This window comes from Streptomyces sp. NPDC051987, from assembly GCF_040680735.1.
In the GTDB taxonomy this organism is placed as follows: domain Bacteria; phylum Actinomycetota; class Actinomycetes; order Streptomycetales; family Streptomycetaceae; genus Streptomyces.
This window is the reverse complement of sequence record NZ_JBFAXI010000101.1, coordinates 1-15,852: the sequence shown is the minus strand read 5'-3', so window position 1 is coordinate 15,852 and position 15,852 is coordinate 1. Positions and strand designations below refer to the sequence as shown.

Genomic DNA, 15,852 nt, shown 5'->3' with positions numbered 1-15,852 from the left:
CTGGGTCGGCCCCGTCCTGTCATCGATCCGTCGCCGTCACCGCATGGCGGCCGGCATGGGGACGCCGGACCGGAGCCGGTGGGTGACGTCCGTCAGATCGGCGACAAACCGGTCCGCGAGCTCGGCGGTGAAGCCGGTCCGGACGACGAGGCGCAGGACGGAGACGTCGTCGCAGGGGGCGGGGAAGGTGTAGGCGGGCAGGTGCCAGCCCCGTGCGCGCATGGCGTGCGAGACGTCGAAGACGGTGAACGCCTGAGCGCCGGGCGCGAGCCGGAAGGCGAGGACGGGGAGTTCTGACCCGTCGGTGACCAGTTCCCAGGGCGCGACGGTCCCGATGCGGGCGGCCAGGTCACGGGCCGTGGCACGGCTCTGGGCCGCGAGGTCGCGCAGCCCTTCGAAGCCGTACCGCAGGAAGCTGTAGTACTGCGCGACGACGTGGGCGCCGGGGCGGGAGAAGTTGAGGGTGAAGCTGGGGGAGCGGCCGCCGAGGTAGTCGACCTCGAAGACCAGGTCGTCCGGCAGGGCCTCGTTGTCGCGCCACAGGGCCCAACCCAGCCCGGGGAAGACGTGTCCGTACTTGTGTCCCGAGGTGTTGATCGAGGCGACCCGTTCGAGCTGGAAGTCCCACATCAGGGCCGGGTCGAGAAACGGTGCCACGAGCGCGCCGGAGGCGCCGTCGACGTGCACGGGGATGTCGGTGCCGGTGGCGGCCTGGTAGCCGTCCAGGGCCATGCAGATGTCGGCGACGGGTTCGTAGGAGCCGTCGTAGGTCGAGCCGAGCACGGTGATGACACCGATGGTGTTGTCGTCGCAGTAGGCGGTGAGGGTGTCCGGGGTGAGGTGGTAGCGGTCGGGCTCCATCGGGACGTAACGCGGCTCCACCTCGAAGTAGTTGGCGAACTTCTTCCAGCACACCTGGACGTTGGCGCCCATCACCACGTTGGGACGGCCGGTGTCCTTGCCCTGCGCGCGCCGGCGCTGCTGCCAGCGCCGCTTGAGGGCGAGGCCGCCGAGCATCGCCGCCTCGCTGGAGCCGGTGGTGGAGCAGCCGCGGACCCGTTCCGGGTGCGGTGCGTGCCACAGGCGGGCGAGCATCCGCACACAGCGTTCCTCCATGGCGGTGATCCGCGGGTACTCCGCGCGGTCCGCGAGGTTCTTCTCGGCGGTGTCCGCCATCAGTTGCCGTGCCTGCGGTTCCATCCAGGTGGTGACGAAGGTGGCGAGGTTGAGCTGAGCGTCGCCGTCGAGCGTGAGTTCGTCGCGTACCCGCCGCAGTACCACGTCCGGTGCGGATGCCGACCGCGGCAGTTCGTCGACGGGCGGCAGCGGATCGGCGGCGGCCGGAGCGAGGGTGTCGAGCGCGGTCGCGGAGATGACGTCGGTATCCGGGATGGGCATGTGTGCCTCGGTGCTTTCTGGTCCGTGTGGCCCCCGTACGTTCCTGACGCTAGATCGCCACGCGGTGCGGTGTGCCTGCCGATTACACCGATCCAGCGACCGGTTTGCGGACCGATGAACTGAATTTTCCCTTGCGTATACAGGTGGATGGGATTGCGGCGGCATCGCTCGCTCATCCACCGTGACCGGCGTGGGCGCCGTCCTCGCTCTTCACTGGCAGGCACCTACTAGGTACCATCACAGGTATGCCATCCCTGAACGTCTCCTTCACCGACGAGGAACTCGAAGGCGTCCGGGCCGCGGCCGCCGCCGAGGGCAAGAGCCTCAAGCAGTACCTGCACGACCTCGGGATCCGGGAGATGCAGCGCAAGCAGTTCGTCGCCGGCGCCACCGAATGGGCCGAGCGCCTGCGCGGCGAGTTCGACGAGGCCTTCCCCGACGAAGTGCCGTCCGGCGAGCGCGGCGACGGGGCCGCGGCCGCCTGATGCCGCCCCTCTACATCGACGTCTCCTGGCTGCTGGACGTCCAGGAGAGCGCGCTCGGCCACGACGACCTGACCGTCTCCGACTACTCGGCGCTGGTCGCCGCCGTCTCCCGCCACAAGACCCGGCTGCCCACGCTCACGACGGCCGACCCGGACACCGCCTGGCGTGCGGCTGCCCTGCTGCACACGATCGTGCGCCTGGAACCGCTCCCGCACCGTAACAGCCTGTACGCGGCGTTCCTCGCCGCCCAGTACATGGCGCAGGCGGGCGAGGGCATCGACCCGCCCTACGGCGCCCTGTCCGACCTGGTCCGCAAGGTCCGCGACACCCGCATCAGCGTCCAGGACGTCGCCGACCAGCTACGGGACTGGAAGCTCTAGCCGCGTCCGTCCGCAGCGATCCGCGCGGTTCCCCCTCGGGCGTCCGCTGCCTTTCCGGCGGCACCAACGGCCTGCGGGTACCGGCATTCTGACGGCGGCTCCGCACGGTTCACCGCCGATCCGCTCCCATCGCGGCCGCCGACGTCGCCGCGGCCGTCGAGGAAGATCCTGGCCGGTCCGGCCCGGCACGTCGGCCGGTTCCGTGAGCTGACCGGCCCTCGGTCACACGACGTCACCGCCCTGGCCGCGGAGATCTCCGCCGCCCTGCACCGGGCGGTCGGCCACACCGACGTCCCGGTGCAGGAACGGCTCGACAGGGATCTCGCGGCCCTGGGACTGCCCGACCATGTCGTCCAGCACATCTCCACCATGGCGCGCCTCCACGCCGCCGGCCGCTATGACCGCCAGGCGGACGGCATGGCGGGGGTGTCCGCGCCGGGGCGCCCCGGCCGCCGAGCTGATTCGGCTCGTGCTCCCACCTTTCCCTCCCTGAATGCCTGCTCGGGCCCGGCGGCGTGCACCGTCGCAGGTGGTGGCCCGCGGCTGCTCCTACGGACTCGGCAAGAGCTTACTTGACGCCTGTCAGATTAGAATTAATCTGGCAGGTGTCAGATAATCCGACGGGGAGACGGTTCGACAGTCATCCCGCATCCCAGGGAGAACCAGTGAAGCTGAACAAGCGGGCCAAAGTGGGCATCGTCTCGGCCGCCACTGCAGCCGTGGTCGGCATGGCGGCACTGCCCGCCGCTCAGGCCGCACCCCGACCGCACCGGGCGGCCGAACTCACCGCGGACAAGGGGATCCCGACGGCGGTCGACCCTGCGGCCGACCTCGCCGCTCAGCCCGCCGGAAGTGGCAAGACCTGGACCGACTCGATCTACGTCAAGAGCGAGGTGAGGGCCGGCGGTCACGACTTCGGCGTTCACGTCATCACGATGCGTCAGCCCAACAGCGACCGCTACTCACTCTCGGTCGACGTGACCGATGAGACAAGCGGGTGGGTGAAGACGTATGCCGTCCCGATCGCCGAGCGCGACGACCACTGGAGCACGAGCGGGCTGGACATCAAGGTGCCCGGCCTGACCTGGAAGGGCAACGCGCAGCGCATGTCGCTGAAGGCCACCACCCCGTGGGGCGGCCTCGACGTCCAGTTCGTCCCCAAGGGCCCGGCCCTGAACTACGCGGGGACCGGCGCCTGGTCGATGCAGGGTGACACACAGTACGAATTCGCCTACCCGTCGATGCGGACCACCGGCACCCTCACGGTGAGCGGGAAGACCCACAAGGCTTCCGGAGTGAGCTGGCTGGACCGGCAGTGGGGCGCCACACCCCTGAACGACCCCACCCAGCGATGGACGTGGATGGCCATCAGCCTGCCGAACAACGACCAGCTCGCCCTCTGGGACACCGCGAACAGCAAGAGCGAGAACTCCTGGGCCACCATCCTGCATCCGGACGGCTCCTACGACCTGGCGGCGGTCAAGCCCCTTGCCGACGGCGTGGACAGGACCTGGACCAGTCCCGACACCGGCAAGACCTACGCCACGCGCTGGAATGTCGAAATCCCCTCGCAGAAGACCCGTCTCACGGTCCGCGTCAACGGCCCCATCAACCAGGAGACGGACAAGGTCCAGGGCGTCTACGAGGCACCGGCTGTCTACACCGGTATCTACGAGGGCAAGAAGGTCACCGGCAAGAACTACACCGAGCAGGTGGGTGACTGGAAGCGCTGACCATCTCCTGAAACCGCGCCACACCACGGCCGCGGGCGCCCACTGATCATGCTCCTCACGACTGGCCGAGCCAAGCCACGGTCAGTCGTGAGGAGCCATGGGTTGAGACCGATGACGTCGGCCGACACCCACGCCACGACGACGGCGACGGTGTGAAGTCCCACGGGTCTTCGGGCAGTTCCGTCCCGGTTGATCCTGGACGGTCTCACGGCAGTTTTGACGGTCTCGGCACGTCCTGGACGACCGGCGGTGGATGGCCGAGCACCGTCACCGGGCGGTGCTCCAGATGCTGGACGGAGCGCCGATCGTGCAGGTAGCCCGCCAGTCCGGTGCGTTGCGGCAGTCGGTTCACACCTGGGTCGAGCGATACCTCGCGATTCATCCTGTGCGACAGCCGATGAAGCCAGGGAAATGTCTTGAGACCGAGGTCGGCTTTGAACAGCTCAATCACTCTCACCGAGGGTGGGGTGTCGGGCATCACATCTCCTTTCTACTCAACGCTTGTTGAGTGAACTGCCTCCGTGAGCCTACGATGGCTCTACGGCCGTTGAGCGAATGAATGCTCGGCGGCTGTCCATCACGTAGGGAGACACCCATGAAGAGGGCAACCCTGACGAGCGCCGGTGTCGCCGTCGCCGCCACCGCAGTACTCGGCGCGGCTCTCATGCCGGCCGCCCAGGCCGCGGGCCGCGACAGCCGCACGACGTCCACCACCACCACCTACGCGGGGATCCCGGAGGCGGTCCACCCCGCCGCCGACCTCGCCGCGAAGACCCCCGGCTCCGGCCCCGGGTGGAGCGACTCGATCTACATCAACAGCATGGTGAAGGCCGACGGCCACAAGTTCGGTGTGCTGGTGCAGACGCTGAATCAGCCCAACGTGGACAGTCGGCAGATGCTTGTCACGGTCAGTGACCAGAAGACTGGCTGGTACAAGAGCTACCGGGGCGCGATCGCCAAGGACGACTACACCTGGAGCACGAAGGGACTCAACATCAAAATGCCCGGCCTGACCTGGACGGGCGACGCGCACAAGATGTCGGTCAAGGCCACGACGCCGTGGGGTTCCCTCGACTTCCAGCTCAAGAACAAGGGCCCGGCACTGAAATACGCAGGCACGGGCTCCTTCCCCCTGCTCGGCGACACGCAGTACGAGTACGCCTTCCCGTCCATGCGGACCACCGGCACTCTGGCCGTCCGGGGCAAGACACACAAGGTATCCGGGGAAACCTGGCTGGACCGTCAGTGGGGCGGGCTGTCCCTGAACGACAAGGCCATGCACTGGACCTGGATGGACCTCCGCCTCTCGAACGGCGACAAGGTGGCTGTCTGGGACTTCGGCAACAGCAAGACCGGGAACTCCTGGGCCACGGTGCTGCACCCGGACGGCTCCTATGAACTGGCAGCGGTCAAGCCGCTCGCCGACGGCGCCCACAGGTTCTGGACCAGCCCCACCAGCGGCAAGACTTACCCCACCCGCTGGAGCGTCGACATTCCCTCGCTCAAGGCACACCTAGCCGTCCGCGTCACGGGCACCGACGCCCAGGACGAAGGCGGCGGGGCGTACGAAGGCACGATATCCGCCGCCGGCACCTACGAGGGCAAGAAGGTCACCGGAGAGGCCTACGTCGAGATGGTCGGCACCTGGTAGACCTGAACCGGCAGCGCCGCCCCGAAGCGGCAGCGCCCCGAGAACCAGGGGCTGCCGCTTAGCAGGCAATGTGACCAGGCAAGACTCTAACCTGCGGAAACGTTGCCTGACTTCCCCTCGCGCTCCATCAGGCACCTTGCGTAGGACTCTCCCTGGGAGGCCTGGGAAGTTGCCTCCCTGACTCCCTGGTGGCCACCAGGGAGTCAGGGGCTCTCCGGGGGTGCGTCCGTCACGTAGTTGCCCTGCCGGACTTCCCTGACGTCCGTTTCGTGACCATGTGAGTCCGAGGAGGGCGAGCGGTGGAATGGCGTCGCGGGCGTTGTGCCGGAGGCCGGCGGCGATGCTGCTCTCGATAGGTGAAGCAAGGGCTGAGAGGAAGGTGAGCGCCGGTCTCGCACCACATGGAAGTTGGCCTCGCTCAGCCACAAATCGGACGCCAGTCGACTACGCCGAAGCCGTGGGGCGTCAGCCCGCCCCCGTGCACACGTCGCCTACGGACTGCGCAAAGAGTCAGATGGGGTAGTGGCGGAGACCGGACTGGACGGTGATCCAGCGCAGTTCGGTGAATTCCTCGAGGGCGGCACGGGATCCGAAGCGTCCCCATCCGCTGGCTCCCACCCCGCCGAAGGGCATCTGGGGTTCGTCGTGGACGGTGGCGCCGTTGATGTGGCATATCCCGGACCGGATGCGCTGCGCGATCTGCAGCGCGGTCGCCGTGTCCTGGCTGAAGACGGCTGCGGACAGTCCGTATTCGGTGTCGTTGGCGACCGTGACGGCTTCGTCGACACCGTCGACCTCGATGAGGGAGGCGATGGGTCCGAACGACTCCTCCGAGTAGACGCGCATGGCCGGGATGACGCCGCGCAGCACGGTCGGGGGAACGTACAGGCCTTCGGACGGGCCGCCGGCCAGTCGCTCGGCCCCGGTGGCGATCGCGTCATCGATGAGCGCGCCGACGTGTTCGGCCGCTGCCGCGTTGGCGAGCGGCCCGATCTGGGTTGCCGGGTTCTGCGGGTCACCGACGACCAGGGCCGCGGCCCGCTCGGCCAGCCGGGCGGAGAACTCCGCCGCGACGCTCCGGTCCACGATGATCCGCTCGGTCGACATGCAGATCTGACCCTGGTTCATGAAGGCGCCGAAGCAAGCCGCGTCGACCGCGGTGTCCAGGTCGGCGTCGGCCAGTACCAGCATCGGGGCCTTGCCGCCGAGTTCGAGGACGACGCGGGTCAGGTGGCGGGCGGCGTGCTCGGCGATGATCCGGCCGACGCGGGTGGAGCCGGTGAAGTTGACGCGGGTGACGGCCGGCTGTGCGATGAGGGTCTCCACGATGTCGGCGGCGTCCTGTGGTGCGTTGGTGATCAGGTTGATCGCACCTGCCGGGATTCCGGCGTCGTGCAGGGCCGCGACGATGGCCGCCTGGGTGCGGGGGGCTTGTTCCGAGGCCTTGAGGACGACCGTGTTGCCGTAGGCGAGGGGCATGGCGAGGGCACGGACACCGAGGATCAACGGGGCGTTCCAGGGGGCGATGCCCAGCACGACCCCGGCGGGCTGGCGTACGCCGAGCGCGGTCAGGCCGGGGACGTCGGAGGGGATGACCTCGCCGATCGCCGAATAGGCCTGGGCCGCCGCCTCGACCAGCATGCCGTGGGCGACGTGGACGTTGAATCCGGCCCAGGCGGCGGTGGCTCCCATTTCGTGGGTCATCAACGCGGCGATCTCATCGCTGCGTTCGAGGAGCAGGCCGGCGGCGTCGTGCAGGACTCTGCGGCGGCGGGCGGGTGACCAGGTGCCCCAGGTCAGGGTGGCGTCCTGCGCGGCTTGGACGGCCCGGACCGCATCACCGGTCGAGGCTGCCGCGACGTCTGTGTCGTACTCCTTTCCCAGCGGGGAGACAACGACCGTGGTCCTCCCGTGGTCGGCGGCCGTCCAGGTCCCGCCGATGAGGAGGCTGGCCTTGTACGCGGTCGTCGCGTCGGCCGGGGAAGTCGTCGTGGTCATGTCGGCTCCTTGTGAGGTGTCCGTCGTCGGCTCTGGTACCGGCGGTGGCCTGGTCGGACGGCCGGGCCAAGCAGGTTGAGCGGGTGTCGTCTCGTGGGTGTCGGCCGCGATGGGGGCCACAGCGATGCAGGATGGCGTTGTCCGGGCGAGAAACCGGCCCCGTGGGCGACCTTCCCGGTGGACAGGGAGAGGTCGGCTTCGGCCGGTTCCTGCTCCTGCCACTGGTGATCGGAGGGGACGGCCAGGTTGGTCAGCCGGTCGTCCGGGTGGCCCGGTCACGGCTGACGATGCCGTGCCGAGCCGACGGAGAACCCGGCCGGGCCGCACATCGCGGGGAGTTGATGTCCGTTCCGGCCGGGCGGAACGGATCAGGACGGGCGGTTGAACTCCTCCGCGGCGGCCCAGCTGCCGTGCAGGGCGTTCTTCATCCTGAAGGGCAGACGCGCGGTGGCGATCGGCCCGGCGTCGATGTGCTCCGCGTCGAGGATCACCAGGTCGCTGCGCACCTCGTCGAGGCGGTTCACCAGAGCGAGCAGGTATCCGTCGCCCTCCGGGGCTCCCGGGCCCCGGGGCACGAAGACCGGCTCCTGGACGGTCGCCGCCGCGCCGGGGGCCCAGGTCGTGCGGACGGCTCCGTTGTGCGCGTCGACGTGCAGGAACGCGTTGAACATCATGTTGTACGGCTGCGCGGGCACGGACGCGAGGTCCATCGCCCCACCGAATCCCATGAGGAACACGTGCCGGTAGGCCGTGGCCAGGTAGCGGTCGTCGACTGCCGGGAACTCGGCGGGGGCGTCGACGAGCACCTCGCCCTGCGCGCGCAGGTCGGCCCGCCGGGGATCGATCTCGACCCGCATGACCGAGCTCTTGAGTTCGCTGGGAAGAGGAGATCGCCCCTTCGCGTCGGGAAAGAACCCGAAGACGTTGTCGTTGGTCAGCGGGACGTCGTAGTAGATCTTGCCGCGGTCCTCGAAGGCGTTGAGAGTGTGCCCGACAAAGGCGTTCGGCCCGCGGAACCACCGGACGTCCTCGGCCCCTCCGTCGCGGGGGATGACGCCGTAGACCACGTCCAGTCCCGGCTCCCACTGCCAGTGCAGGCCTCCCGCCTTCATCCGTTCCAGGTCACTGGTGAACGGGGCGACGGGGAAGAGGACGTAGTTCTCGGTGATGGCCATGTCGTGCACCATGCCGGGGTAGGGCATGGTGAACCACGCCTCGTGCTTGACCTTCCCGGACGGATCGATCACGTAGTAGGCGATGTCCGACGACGCCAGTCCGCCGGCTTCGTAGCCGAAGCAGTACATGTCGCCGGTCCCGGGGTCGAACTTGGGGTGCGCGGTGAAGGTCTGGCTGCGGACCTGGCCGGCGAAGTCGGACTGGCCGATCGTCTCCAGCGTCAGAGGGTCCATGGCGATCGGCAGGCTGTCCTCCTTCAGCGCCCACAGCAGCCCGTTGTGCATCACGACGTTGGTGTTGCCGGTGGTGTTGCTCAGTCCCGCCACACTCGGGTCGTTCGTGTACGGATTGCGGTAAAGACCGAAGAGGGACTCACGCGCTTCGCGCTCCCGGAGATAGCGGGGGGTTTGCACGTAGCGCGTCTTGAAGTCGATGTGACCGTCCTCGATGCGGAACGCGCTCACGGAGCCGTCCCCGTTGATGAAGATGTCGTCTCCCATGCGCGGGGGATACTGCGGATCCGGTGCCACGCGGAAGAATGACCCGTTGAGATCTGCGGGCACCTCGCCCTCGATCTCGAGATCGTAGAGGTCTCCTTCGAACCGTTGCGGGGCTTCCCAGCCGGACATCTGCGGGCTGCGGGGAAAGGGCTTGGTCATGATGCGGCTCCTGTCGTCGGAGAGCAGGTGGCGCCGGGCGGCCCGTACTGGAGACACGACCGTTGCCGCGCGCGGCCTGCGCCGACCACGCACGGCAACGCCCTGACGCTGGACGGCGTGTCCCACGCCGTTACTGTGGATCTCCAGTACAGACCACAACCCGTCGGCTTTCTTGCCGTCGGGCGACAATGAACTCGGGGGTGACTGTCGTCCGACGACAGATGGCGCTCTCCGGGATCGTCGGACGATGGAGCATGACGGTACGACCGACGAGAGGCCGCCGTGGCGAACGACTGGATCCAGGGGCTGCGCCCCCGCGGCATCACTTCCCCCTGCTGCTCCGCGGCCACGGTGGCAGCGGCTCGGGCGGAGTTGGGCGGCGCGCCCGTCGCCTGGGCCATCGAAGTCGCCGCACACGCCACGGACAAAGTGCTGGAGGATCTGGGCTCCACGACATCGTTGGCCCGTCTTCACGACGGCGCTCAGCACCTGCGCGGGGCATGCGAGTCGTGCGCGCTGGCACTGCTCCGCGCGCTCGGACAGGACCTGCCGACCGACCGGGTGGTGGTGCCGGCCGAGGCCATGAGCCAGATCCGCGACATCGTGCGCTTCGACATCCCCCTGGACCAGGTACTACGCGCCATGTGGATGTCCCACGCCCACACCTATGAAGCGCTGCTGGCCGAACTCGAGCGTTCACTCGCCCCGGCCGAGTGGCCCGGCACCGTCCGCAGGGTGAGTGACCTCGCCTTCGCCTACGTCAATGCCCTCGCCCGGCAGGCAGCCCTGGAGTACGAGGCGGAGCGGGAACGCTGGCTCGGCAGCGTTGCCGCCGTCCGCCGCCGGATGATCGACGAGATTCTCGCCGGACACCCGGTACGCACAGCGGACGCGGAAGGCATCCTGACCATCCGCCTGGCGCAGCACCATCGCGCCGCGGTCGTGTGGATGCCCGAGACGGCGTCGGCCGACACCACCGGGGCCCTCGACACGCTGCGTGGGACGGCCACCGAACTGGCCCATGCCGTTCGGGCACCGGCGTTCCTGGCGGTGCCCGGTGACGCAGACACGTTGTGGATGTGGCTGTGCTGGAGGGAGCCGCCGCCGGCGGACGTGGCCGGCCGGTTGCGGGAGGCGCTCGCACCGGAGTTGTACCTGGCCCTCGGGCCCGTCGACCGTGGCCTGGAAGGATTCCGGCGCAGCCATCTGCGAGCCAGGGAGGCCGAGCACGTCGCTCGCACCGACAGCAGACCACACCTGTGCGACTACGACGACGTCGCCGTGGTGTCGCTCGTCACCGCCAACCGGGAACACGCCCGCTGGTTCGTCGAGGACACTCTCGGTGATCTCGGCGAGGACAGCGCGAAAGCGGCTGAGTTGCGCGAGACACTGCGTCTCTACCTCGCCTTCGGCCGCAGCCGGATCGCCGCCGCAGAGCGCCTCCACATCGCCCCCACCACCGTGGCCTACCGCGTCAGACGCGCCGAGGAGTTGCTCGGCCGCGCCCTCGGTGACGACGAACTCGGGCTGAGGCTCGCCCTGGAGATCAGCAGCCGCCTCACCCGCCCGTGGTGAGGCGGCACCGCTGGGGACAGGGCGCCATCCGGCCCGAGGCGCTTCGGCCACGGACTGGTGAGTGCTGCACACGATGCCGGTGCCGGCCCGGGCGTGCGACGGTGAGCCCATGGGTGGCGTTCTCGGAGGCCGACCGAGCGGCTCCGTCGCCTCACGCCTGAGGCAGGACGCGCTCAGGACGGTCGTCGCGTGCGGATCGACCTCACCCGGCGCTGCTACTCGGCGGCCCACTCGGTCGGTGCCGCCGCCGGCCCGGGTGTGCCTGGCCCTGGCAGGCGTGCCAGGGCCATACGCAGGAACGCCTGGGCGGCCGGTGAGGATGGGGCGGGGTCGCGATGAGCGAGGGCCAACGGCTGGAGTGCCTGCGGGTCGTCCAGGCGCAGTACGCACTCGGCGTGCTCGGCCGGGACGATGGCCTCGGCCACCGGGCGGGGTACGACGGTCACGCCGATGCCCTCGAGTGCCAGGGAGGCGAGGTCTCCCGCGCTGCGCAGTGAGCAGACACTCCGGCGGCGGGCCCGCGCCCGGTGGAAGGCGGCATCCACCTGCGCACGCAAACCGGCATCGGGGGGAACGCATTCGAGGAAGCGTTCGTCGGCCAGCCTGCCCACATCTGTGACGCCGCTCCCGCGCAGCCGGTGCCGGCGGCCCACCACGGCCACCAGCGGTACGAGGCGCAGCAGGTGGTACGCGATGCCCGGGGGCAACTGATGCTCGTGCAGGCCGATGACGGCGACCTCCAGTTCACCGGTCAGCAGCTGGGCGGCGGCATCCGCGCCGCCGGAGTCGGAGAGGGTGACCTCGACGGCGGGGTACGCCTCCTGATACTCCCGCAGCAGGCCGAGCTGGTCGATGTTCCCGGCCGTGAGCGTCAGCGAGCCGATGCGCAGCCGCCCTCGCACGGGCCCGTCGAGCGAGGCGATGTCTGCGTGCATCTCCTGGACGGCATTGAGTACCCGGCGTGCGAAGGCGACGAAGGTCTGCCCGGCCTGGGTCAGGCGGACGCTGCGGCTGGTTCGTTCGAACAGCAGGGTCCCGATCTCTCGTTCGAGCTGGGTGATCTGGTGACTCAGCCCGGACTGCCCGATGCGACAGCGCGCCGCGGCACGGGTGAAGTTGAGTTCGTCGGCGATGGCCACCGCGTATTCCATCTGCCGCACATCCATCGCAGACTCCGATCATTGCGTGCGTGTTTCAGTGTTGGACGTCGAAAAAACCTCGGGGGCATGATGGTCAAGTCGCGCTGCCAGGGCTGTTCGTCAAACCTTTCAGGGCCCGATCCCGCAGCGGCGCGCCGCCCTCAACGGGCACATCAATCAAATCCTTCGCTTGATCCAACCCTGCCACAGGGGAGAGAGCCATGGCCACTGCAACGACGCAGCCCGACGGAACGCCCGGACAGGAACTGGTGGGCACCCAGCCGCCTCCGGAGACCATGACATGGCCGGACACGCCGAAGTTCCGGGGGTTCTTCGCCCCGTCGAGGATCGAGGCGGACGTGTACGACCTGGAGGTCGAGGGCCGTATACCCCCCGAGCTGTCCGGTGCCTTCTACCGCGCCGCCGCGGACACCCAGTACCCGCCGCGGTTTCCCAACGACACGTACATCAACGGCGACGGCATGATCCACATGGTGCGGTTCGACAACGGCCACGCCGATCTGAAGACCAAGTACGTGCGCACCCAGCGGTTCCAACTCGAACGCAAGGCCCGCCAGGCCCTCTTCGGCGCCTACCGCAACCCCTACACCGACGACCCGTCCGTCGCCGGCATCGACGACGGCAACGCCAACACCTCGATCATCTGGCACGCGGGCAAGCTGCTCGCGCTCAAGGAAGCGGCTCTTCCGTACGAGTTGGACCCGGTGACCCTGGAAACGAAGGGCGTCTACGACTTCTCCGGCCAGATTCCCGGCCGTACCTTCACCGCGCACCCCAAGCACGACCCGCGCACCGGCGAACTGGTGGCCTTCGCCTACAACGCCTCCGGCCGGCCGGACAAGCAGATCCACATCTACGAGATCTCCGCCGAGGGCAAGGTCACCCGGGCGCAGTCCTTCGAGGTGCCGTACTCCTCGATGGTGCACGACTGGCTCGTCACCCGCGAGCACTTCGTCTTCACCATCACGCCCATGATCATCGACGAGGAGTGGATGAAACACGATGAGCAGTTCTGCCTGTGGGACCCGAACAGGGATGCCTACGCCGCGATCATCCCGCGTGAGGAGGGCGTGAGCGGCATCAAGTGGTTCCGCAGCGAACGGGTCATGGAGGGACATTCCCTGAACGCCTGGACGGACGGCGACACTCTCGTCGGCGACCACTTCGTCACCAAGTCCGGCTGGTTCTCGCAGTTCCCGAAGACGACCGTCGGCCTGCTGCCCGAAGAGCCGCCGTTCCTGGAGCGCTGGACGTTCGACCTCACCCAGGGCGCCGCCCACTGGGACGATGCCACCGACATCTACCGCAGCGAGCAACTCCTCACGTCGCCGGGCGACATGCCCCGGGTCGACCCCCGGGTGCTGATGGAGAAGAACCGGCACGCCTGGGTCGGCGGCATGATCCACGAGGAGCCGATGTGCGAGATCGGCCCGATGGGCCCGCCGCTCAACGCGATCATCCACCGCGACGACAGCACCGGGCAGCAGACCCACTGGTCCGCCGGCGAGCACGCCGCGCCCGAGGAGCCGGTCTTCGTCCCGAAGTCGGCTGAGGCGGACGAGGGCGAGGGCTACCTGCTCACCCTGGTCGGCCGGCGCGACGAGATGCGGCACGACATGGTCATCCTCGATGCCCTGGACATCGCCGCCGGCCCGATCGCCACGGTGAAGATTCCCTTCCGGCTGCGGTACGGCTTCCACGGCACCTGGGTGCCGGCCTCCGAACTGGCGAAGTGAGCGCACCCATGCGACTCGACAGGCGCGGACACGCCTGCGTCCGGCTGGAGCAGGACGGTGTCGTCATCGTCGTCGACCCCGGCACCTGGTCCGATCCCCGGGCGCTCGACGGAGCCGACGCGGTCCTTGTGACGCACGAGCACCCGGACCACTTCGCCGAGTCCGTGCTGCGCGCGGCCGCCGGGGCCGACCCCGCTCTGCGGATCTGGGCCAACCGGTCCGTGGCGGATCAGCTCGGTGGGCTGGGAGGCGGCCGGGTCACCGTCGTCGGTGACGGGGACGCCTTCGACATCGCGGGCATCGAGGTGGAGGTGCACGGGGAACTGCATGCCGAGATCCACCCGGATTTCCCGCGGGTCACGAACGTCGGCTTCCGGGTGGGGAGCCCCGGCGCGGCAGTCTTCCACCCGGGCGACGCGTTCACCGTGCCCACGAGTCCGGTGGACACCCTCCTCGTGCCCGTCCACGGCCCGTGGTCCAAAACCGGCGAAGTCGTCGACTACCTTCGCGAGGTCAAACCCCGGCGTGTGCTGCCGATCCACGACGGAGGGCTCAGCGAGGCCGGGAACGAGCTGGTGGACATCATGCTGCAGGCCGGGCTGGGGAATCTGGGGGCCGACTACCGGCGGGTGGCGGCCGGGGCCGGAACCGAGCTGACCTGATGGCTGCGCCGAGCCGGCCACGGAGTCCTGCGCCGGGGTGGCTCGGTCTCGACGGCCGCAGCGCGCTGGTCGTCGGGGCCGGAGGACTGGGCACCACCTGCGTCCGTGGCCTGGCGGAGGCCGGCGCACGGCTGACGGTCGTCGACGCGGACGAGAGCCGGCTGGAGGCCCTGCGCGACGATCCTGCCTGCGCGGACGTCGCTGTACGGACCCTCACCGGGGACCTCACGTCGTCCGAGGAGTGCGAGCGGGCGGTCACCACGGCCGCCCGCGAGCTCGGTGGCCTGGACGTGCTGGTGCACGCCGTCGGCGCGAACGACCGTCGTCCGGTGGTGGACACACCCGACGAGGTGTGGGATCGCATCCCGACCCTGAACCTGTCGACCGCGTTCTGGACCGGACGCGCCGCGGGCCGGCTGATGCGCGAGGCCGGACACGGCAGCGTGCCCGCCCGGCCGCCTGGGGAGACCGGAGGACGTGGTCGGGGCCGTGCTGTTCCTCGCCTCCGCTCGCGCATCGTTCGTCACCGGGCAGGTGCTCTACGTGGACGGCGGCCGCACCCTCGTCTGACGCCCTGTCGCCCCTGAAGGGCCATCCTCGCCGTTGCCGGGCACTGGGGGAGTGCCTTCGAGCGGGAGGCCCACGAGGCCGCGGGCCGCGCCTGCGGCCTCACCGAAGCCGAGCTCCACACCCTGCGCGCCGAAGACCTGCCGGAGCTGCCGGACCCGGCCGAGCGGGCCGCACTGCTCGCGACCACCGCGCTGACCCGAACCGGCACCCTGAGCGACCCCGAGCGCGTCGGCACGGTGGCCGCGTGGGGGGAACGGGGCCTGTTCGAACTCACCACCCTGGTCGGCTACTACGGGCTGCTCGCCCTGCAACTGCGTGTATTCGCCGGAGAACACACCACCCCCGAACCGGAAAGCGGGACATCATGAAACTGGTCACCTTCGACGGCGGCCGGGTCGGCAGGCTGGAGCTGGAGGAGCGGCTTGTCATACCCCTGGCGACCGGATCCACACGCGAGTACTTCGAGCGCGGGGGGAAGGTCGCGGAGGCCGGCGAGCGACTGCGGCTCGACGACGTGACGCTGCGGGCGCCGATCGTGCCGAAGAAGTTCTTCCACACCTCCGGCAACTTCCGTGAGCACGAGGACGAGTCGAAGAACGTCGACTGGTCGCACCCGATGCACAAGGGCATCGTCTTCTTCCAGAACGTGGACGCGATCGTCGGCCCCGA

General features: G+C 69.1%; 14 protein-coding genes and 2 pseudogenes. 10 read left to right on the top strand and 6 right to left on the bottom strand.

The window, feature by feature from the left end; genetic code table 11:
• Window positions 1-36: 36 nt before the first annotated feature.
• On the bottom strand, window positions 37-1,398 hold the full coding sequence (locus AB0M11_RS34800; RefSeq protein WP_365712144.1) for a glutamate decarboxylase: 1,362 nt from the start codon (window positions 1,396-1,398) through the stop codon (window positions 37-39).
• 245 nt (window positions 1,399-1,643) lie between these two features.
• On the opposite strand from AB0M11_RS34800, the gene AB0M11_RS34795 reads away from it, so the two are divergent.
• Together AB0M11_RS34795 and AB0M11_RS34790 are read left to right on the top strand one after the other, a co-directional pair.
• On the top strand, window positions 1,644-1,883 hold the full coding sequence (locus tag AB0M11_RS34795) for a hypothetical protein (protein WP_365712143.1): 240 nt from the start codon (window positions 1,644-1,646) through the stop codon (window positions 1,881-1,883).
• Window positions 1,883-2,263, top strand: a complete 381-nt coding sequence (locus AB0M11_RS34790) for a toxin Doc (protein WP_365712142.1) — start codon at window positions 1,883-1,885, stop codon at window positions 2,261-2,263. Before AB0M11_RS34795 ends, AB0M11_RS34790 begins: the two co-directional genes overlap by 1 nt.
• Window positions 2,264-2,485: 222 nt before the next feature.
• Here the strand turns inward: AB0M11_RS34790 and AB0M11_RS34785 are convergent, their stop codons facing one another.
• Complete coding sequence (locus AB0M11_RS34785) at window positions 2,486-2,623, bottom strand: hypothetical protein (protein ID WP_365712141.1); 138 nt, start codon at window positions 2,621-2,623, stop codon at window positions 2,486-2,488.
• A 305-nt stretch (window positions 2,624-2,928) separates the two neighbouring features.
• Here AB0M11_RS34785 and AB0M11_RS34780 point away from each other — a divergent pair, with 305 nt between their 5' ends.
• Window positions 2,929-3,996 carry a lipocalin family protein gene (locus AB0M11_RS34780; RefSeq protein WP_365712140.1) on the top strand — a complete coding sequence of 356 codons (1,068 nt, stop codon included), beginning with the start codon at window positions 2,929-2,931 and terminating at the stop codon, window positions 3,994-3,996.
• A 205-nt stretch (window positions 3,997-4,201) separates the two neighbouring features.
• On the opposite strand, the gene AB0M11_RS34775 is transcribed toward AB0M11_RS34780, so the two are convergent.
• On the bottom strand, window positions 4,202-4,474 hold the full coding sequence (locus AB0M11_RS34775) for a hypothetical protein (RefSeq protein ID WP_365712156.1): 273 nt from the start codon (window positions 4,472-4,474) through the stop codon (window positions 4,202-4,204).
• 117 nt (window positions 4,475-4,591) lie between these two features.
• Between AB0M11_RS34775 and AB0M11_RS34770 the strand changes: the two genes are divergently transcribed.
• On the top strand, window positions 4,592-5,647 hold the full coding sequence (locus AB0M11_RS34770) for a lipocalin family protein (RefSeq protein ID WP_365712139.1): 1,056 nt from the start codon (window positions 4,592-4,594) through the stop codon (window positions 5,645-5,647).
• A 510-nt stretch (window positions 5,648-6,157) separates the two neighbouring features.
• Here AB0M11_RS34770 and AB0M11_RS34765 read toward each other — a convergent pair.
• Window positions 6,158-7,645, bottom strand: a complete 1,488-nt coding sequence (locus tag AB0M11_RS34765; protein WP_365712138.1) for an aldehyde dehydrogenase — start codon at window positions 7,643-7,645, stop codon at window positions 6,158-6,160.
• Window positions 7,646-8,013: 368 nt separating this feature from the next.
• The gene (locus tag AB0M11_RS34760; protein ID WP_365712137.1) at window positions 8,014-9,480 is read right to left on the bottom strand and encodes a carotenoid oxygenase family protein; all 1,467 of its coding nucleotides are present in this window, start codon (window positions 9,478-9,480) and stop codon (window positions 8,014-8,016) included.
• 282 nt (window positions 9,481-9,762) lie between these two features.
• Between AB0M11_RS34760 and AB0M11_RS34755 the strand changes: the two genes are divergently transcribed.
• Complete coding sequence (locus tag AB0M11_RS34755) at window positions 9,763-11,055, top strand: helix-turn-helix domain-containing protein (RefSeq protein ID WP_365712136.1); 1,293 nt, start codon at window positions 9,763-9,765, stop codon at window positions 11,053-11,055.
• Window positions 11,056-11,270: 215 nt separating this feature from the next.
• Here the strand turns inward: AB0M11_RS34755 and AB0M11_RS34750 are convergent, their stop codons facing one another.
• Complete coding sequence (locus tag AB0M11_RS34750) at window positions 11,271-12,221, bottom strand: LysR family transcriptional regulator (protein ID WP_365712135.1); 951 nt, start codon at window positions 12,219-12,221, stop codon at window positions 11,271-11,273.
• A gap of 194 nt (window positions 12,222-12,415) precedes the next feature.
• Here AB0M11_RS34750 and AB0M11_RS34745 point away from each other — a divergent pair, with 194 nt between their 5' ends.
• From AB0M11_RS34745 to AB0M11_RS34725, 5 genes and pseudogenes are all read left to right on the top strand, one after another.
• The gene (locus AB0M11_RS34745) at window positions 12,416-13,951 is read left to right on the top strand and encodes a carotenoid oxygenase family protein (protein WP_365712134.1); all 1,536 of its coding nucleotides are present in this window, start codon (window positions 12,416-12,418) and stop codon (window positions 13,949-13,951) included.
• 8 nt (window positions 13,952-13,959) lie between these two features.
• Window positions 13,960-14,613, top strand: coding sequence for an MBL fold metallo-hydrolase (locus tag AB0M11_RS34740; RefSeq protein WP_365712133.1), 654 nt, complete (start codon window positions 13,960-13,962; stop codon window positions 14,611-14,613).
• A pseudogene (locus AB0M11_RS34735) lies at window positions 14,613-14,999 on the top strand (SDR family oxidoreductase); the annotation flags it as partial. The gene AB0M11_RS34740 and the pseudogene AB0M11_RS34735, both read left to right, overlap by 1 nt.
• Window positions 15,000-15,090: 91 nt before the next feature.
• Window positions 15,091-15,183, top strand: coding sequence for an SDR family oxidoreductase (locus tag AB0M11_RS34730; protein WP_365712132.1), 93 nt, complete (start codon window positions 15,091-15,093; stop codon window positions 15,181-15,183).
• Between the two features lie 364 nt (window positions 15,184-15,547).
• Window positions 15,548-15,852: pseudogene (locus AB0M11_RS34725) on the top strand (fumarylacetoacetate hydrolase); the annotation flags it as partial.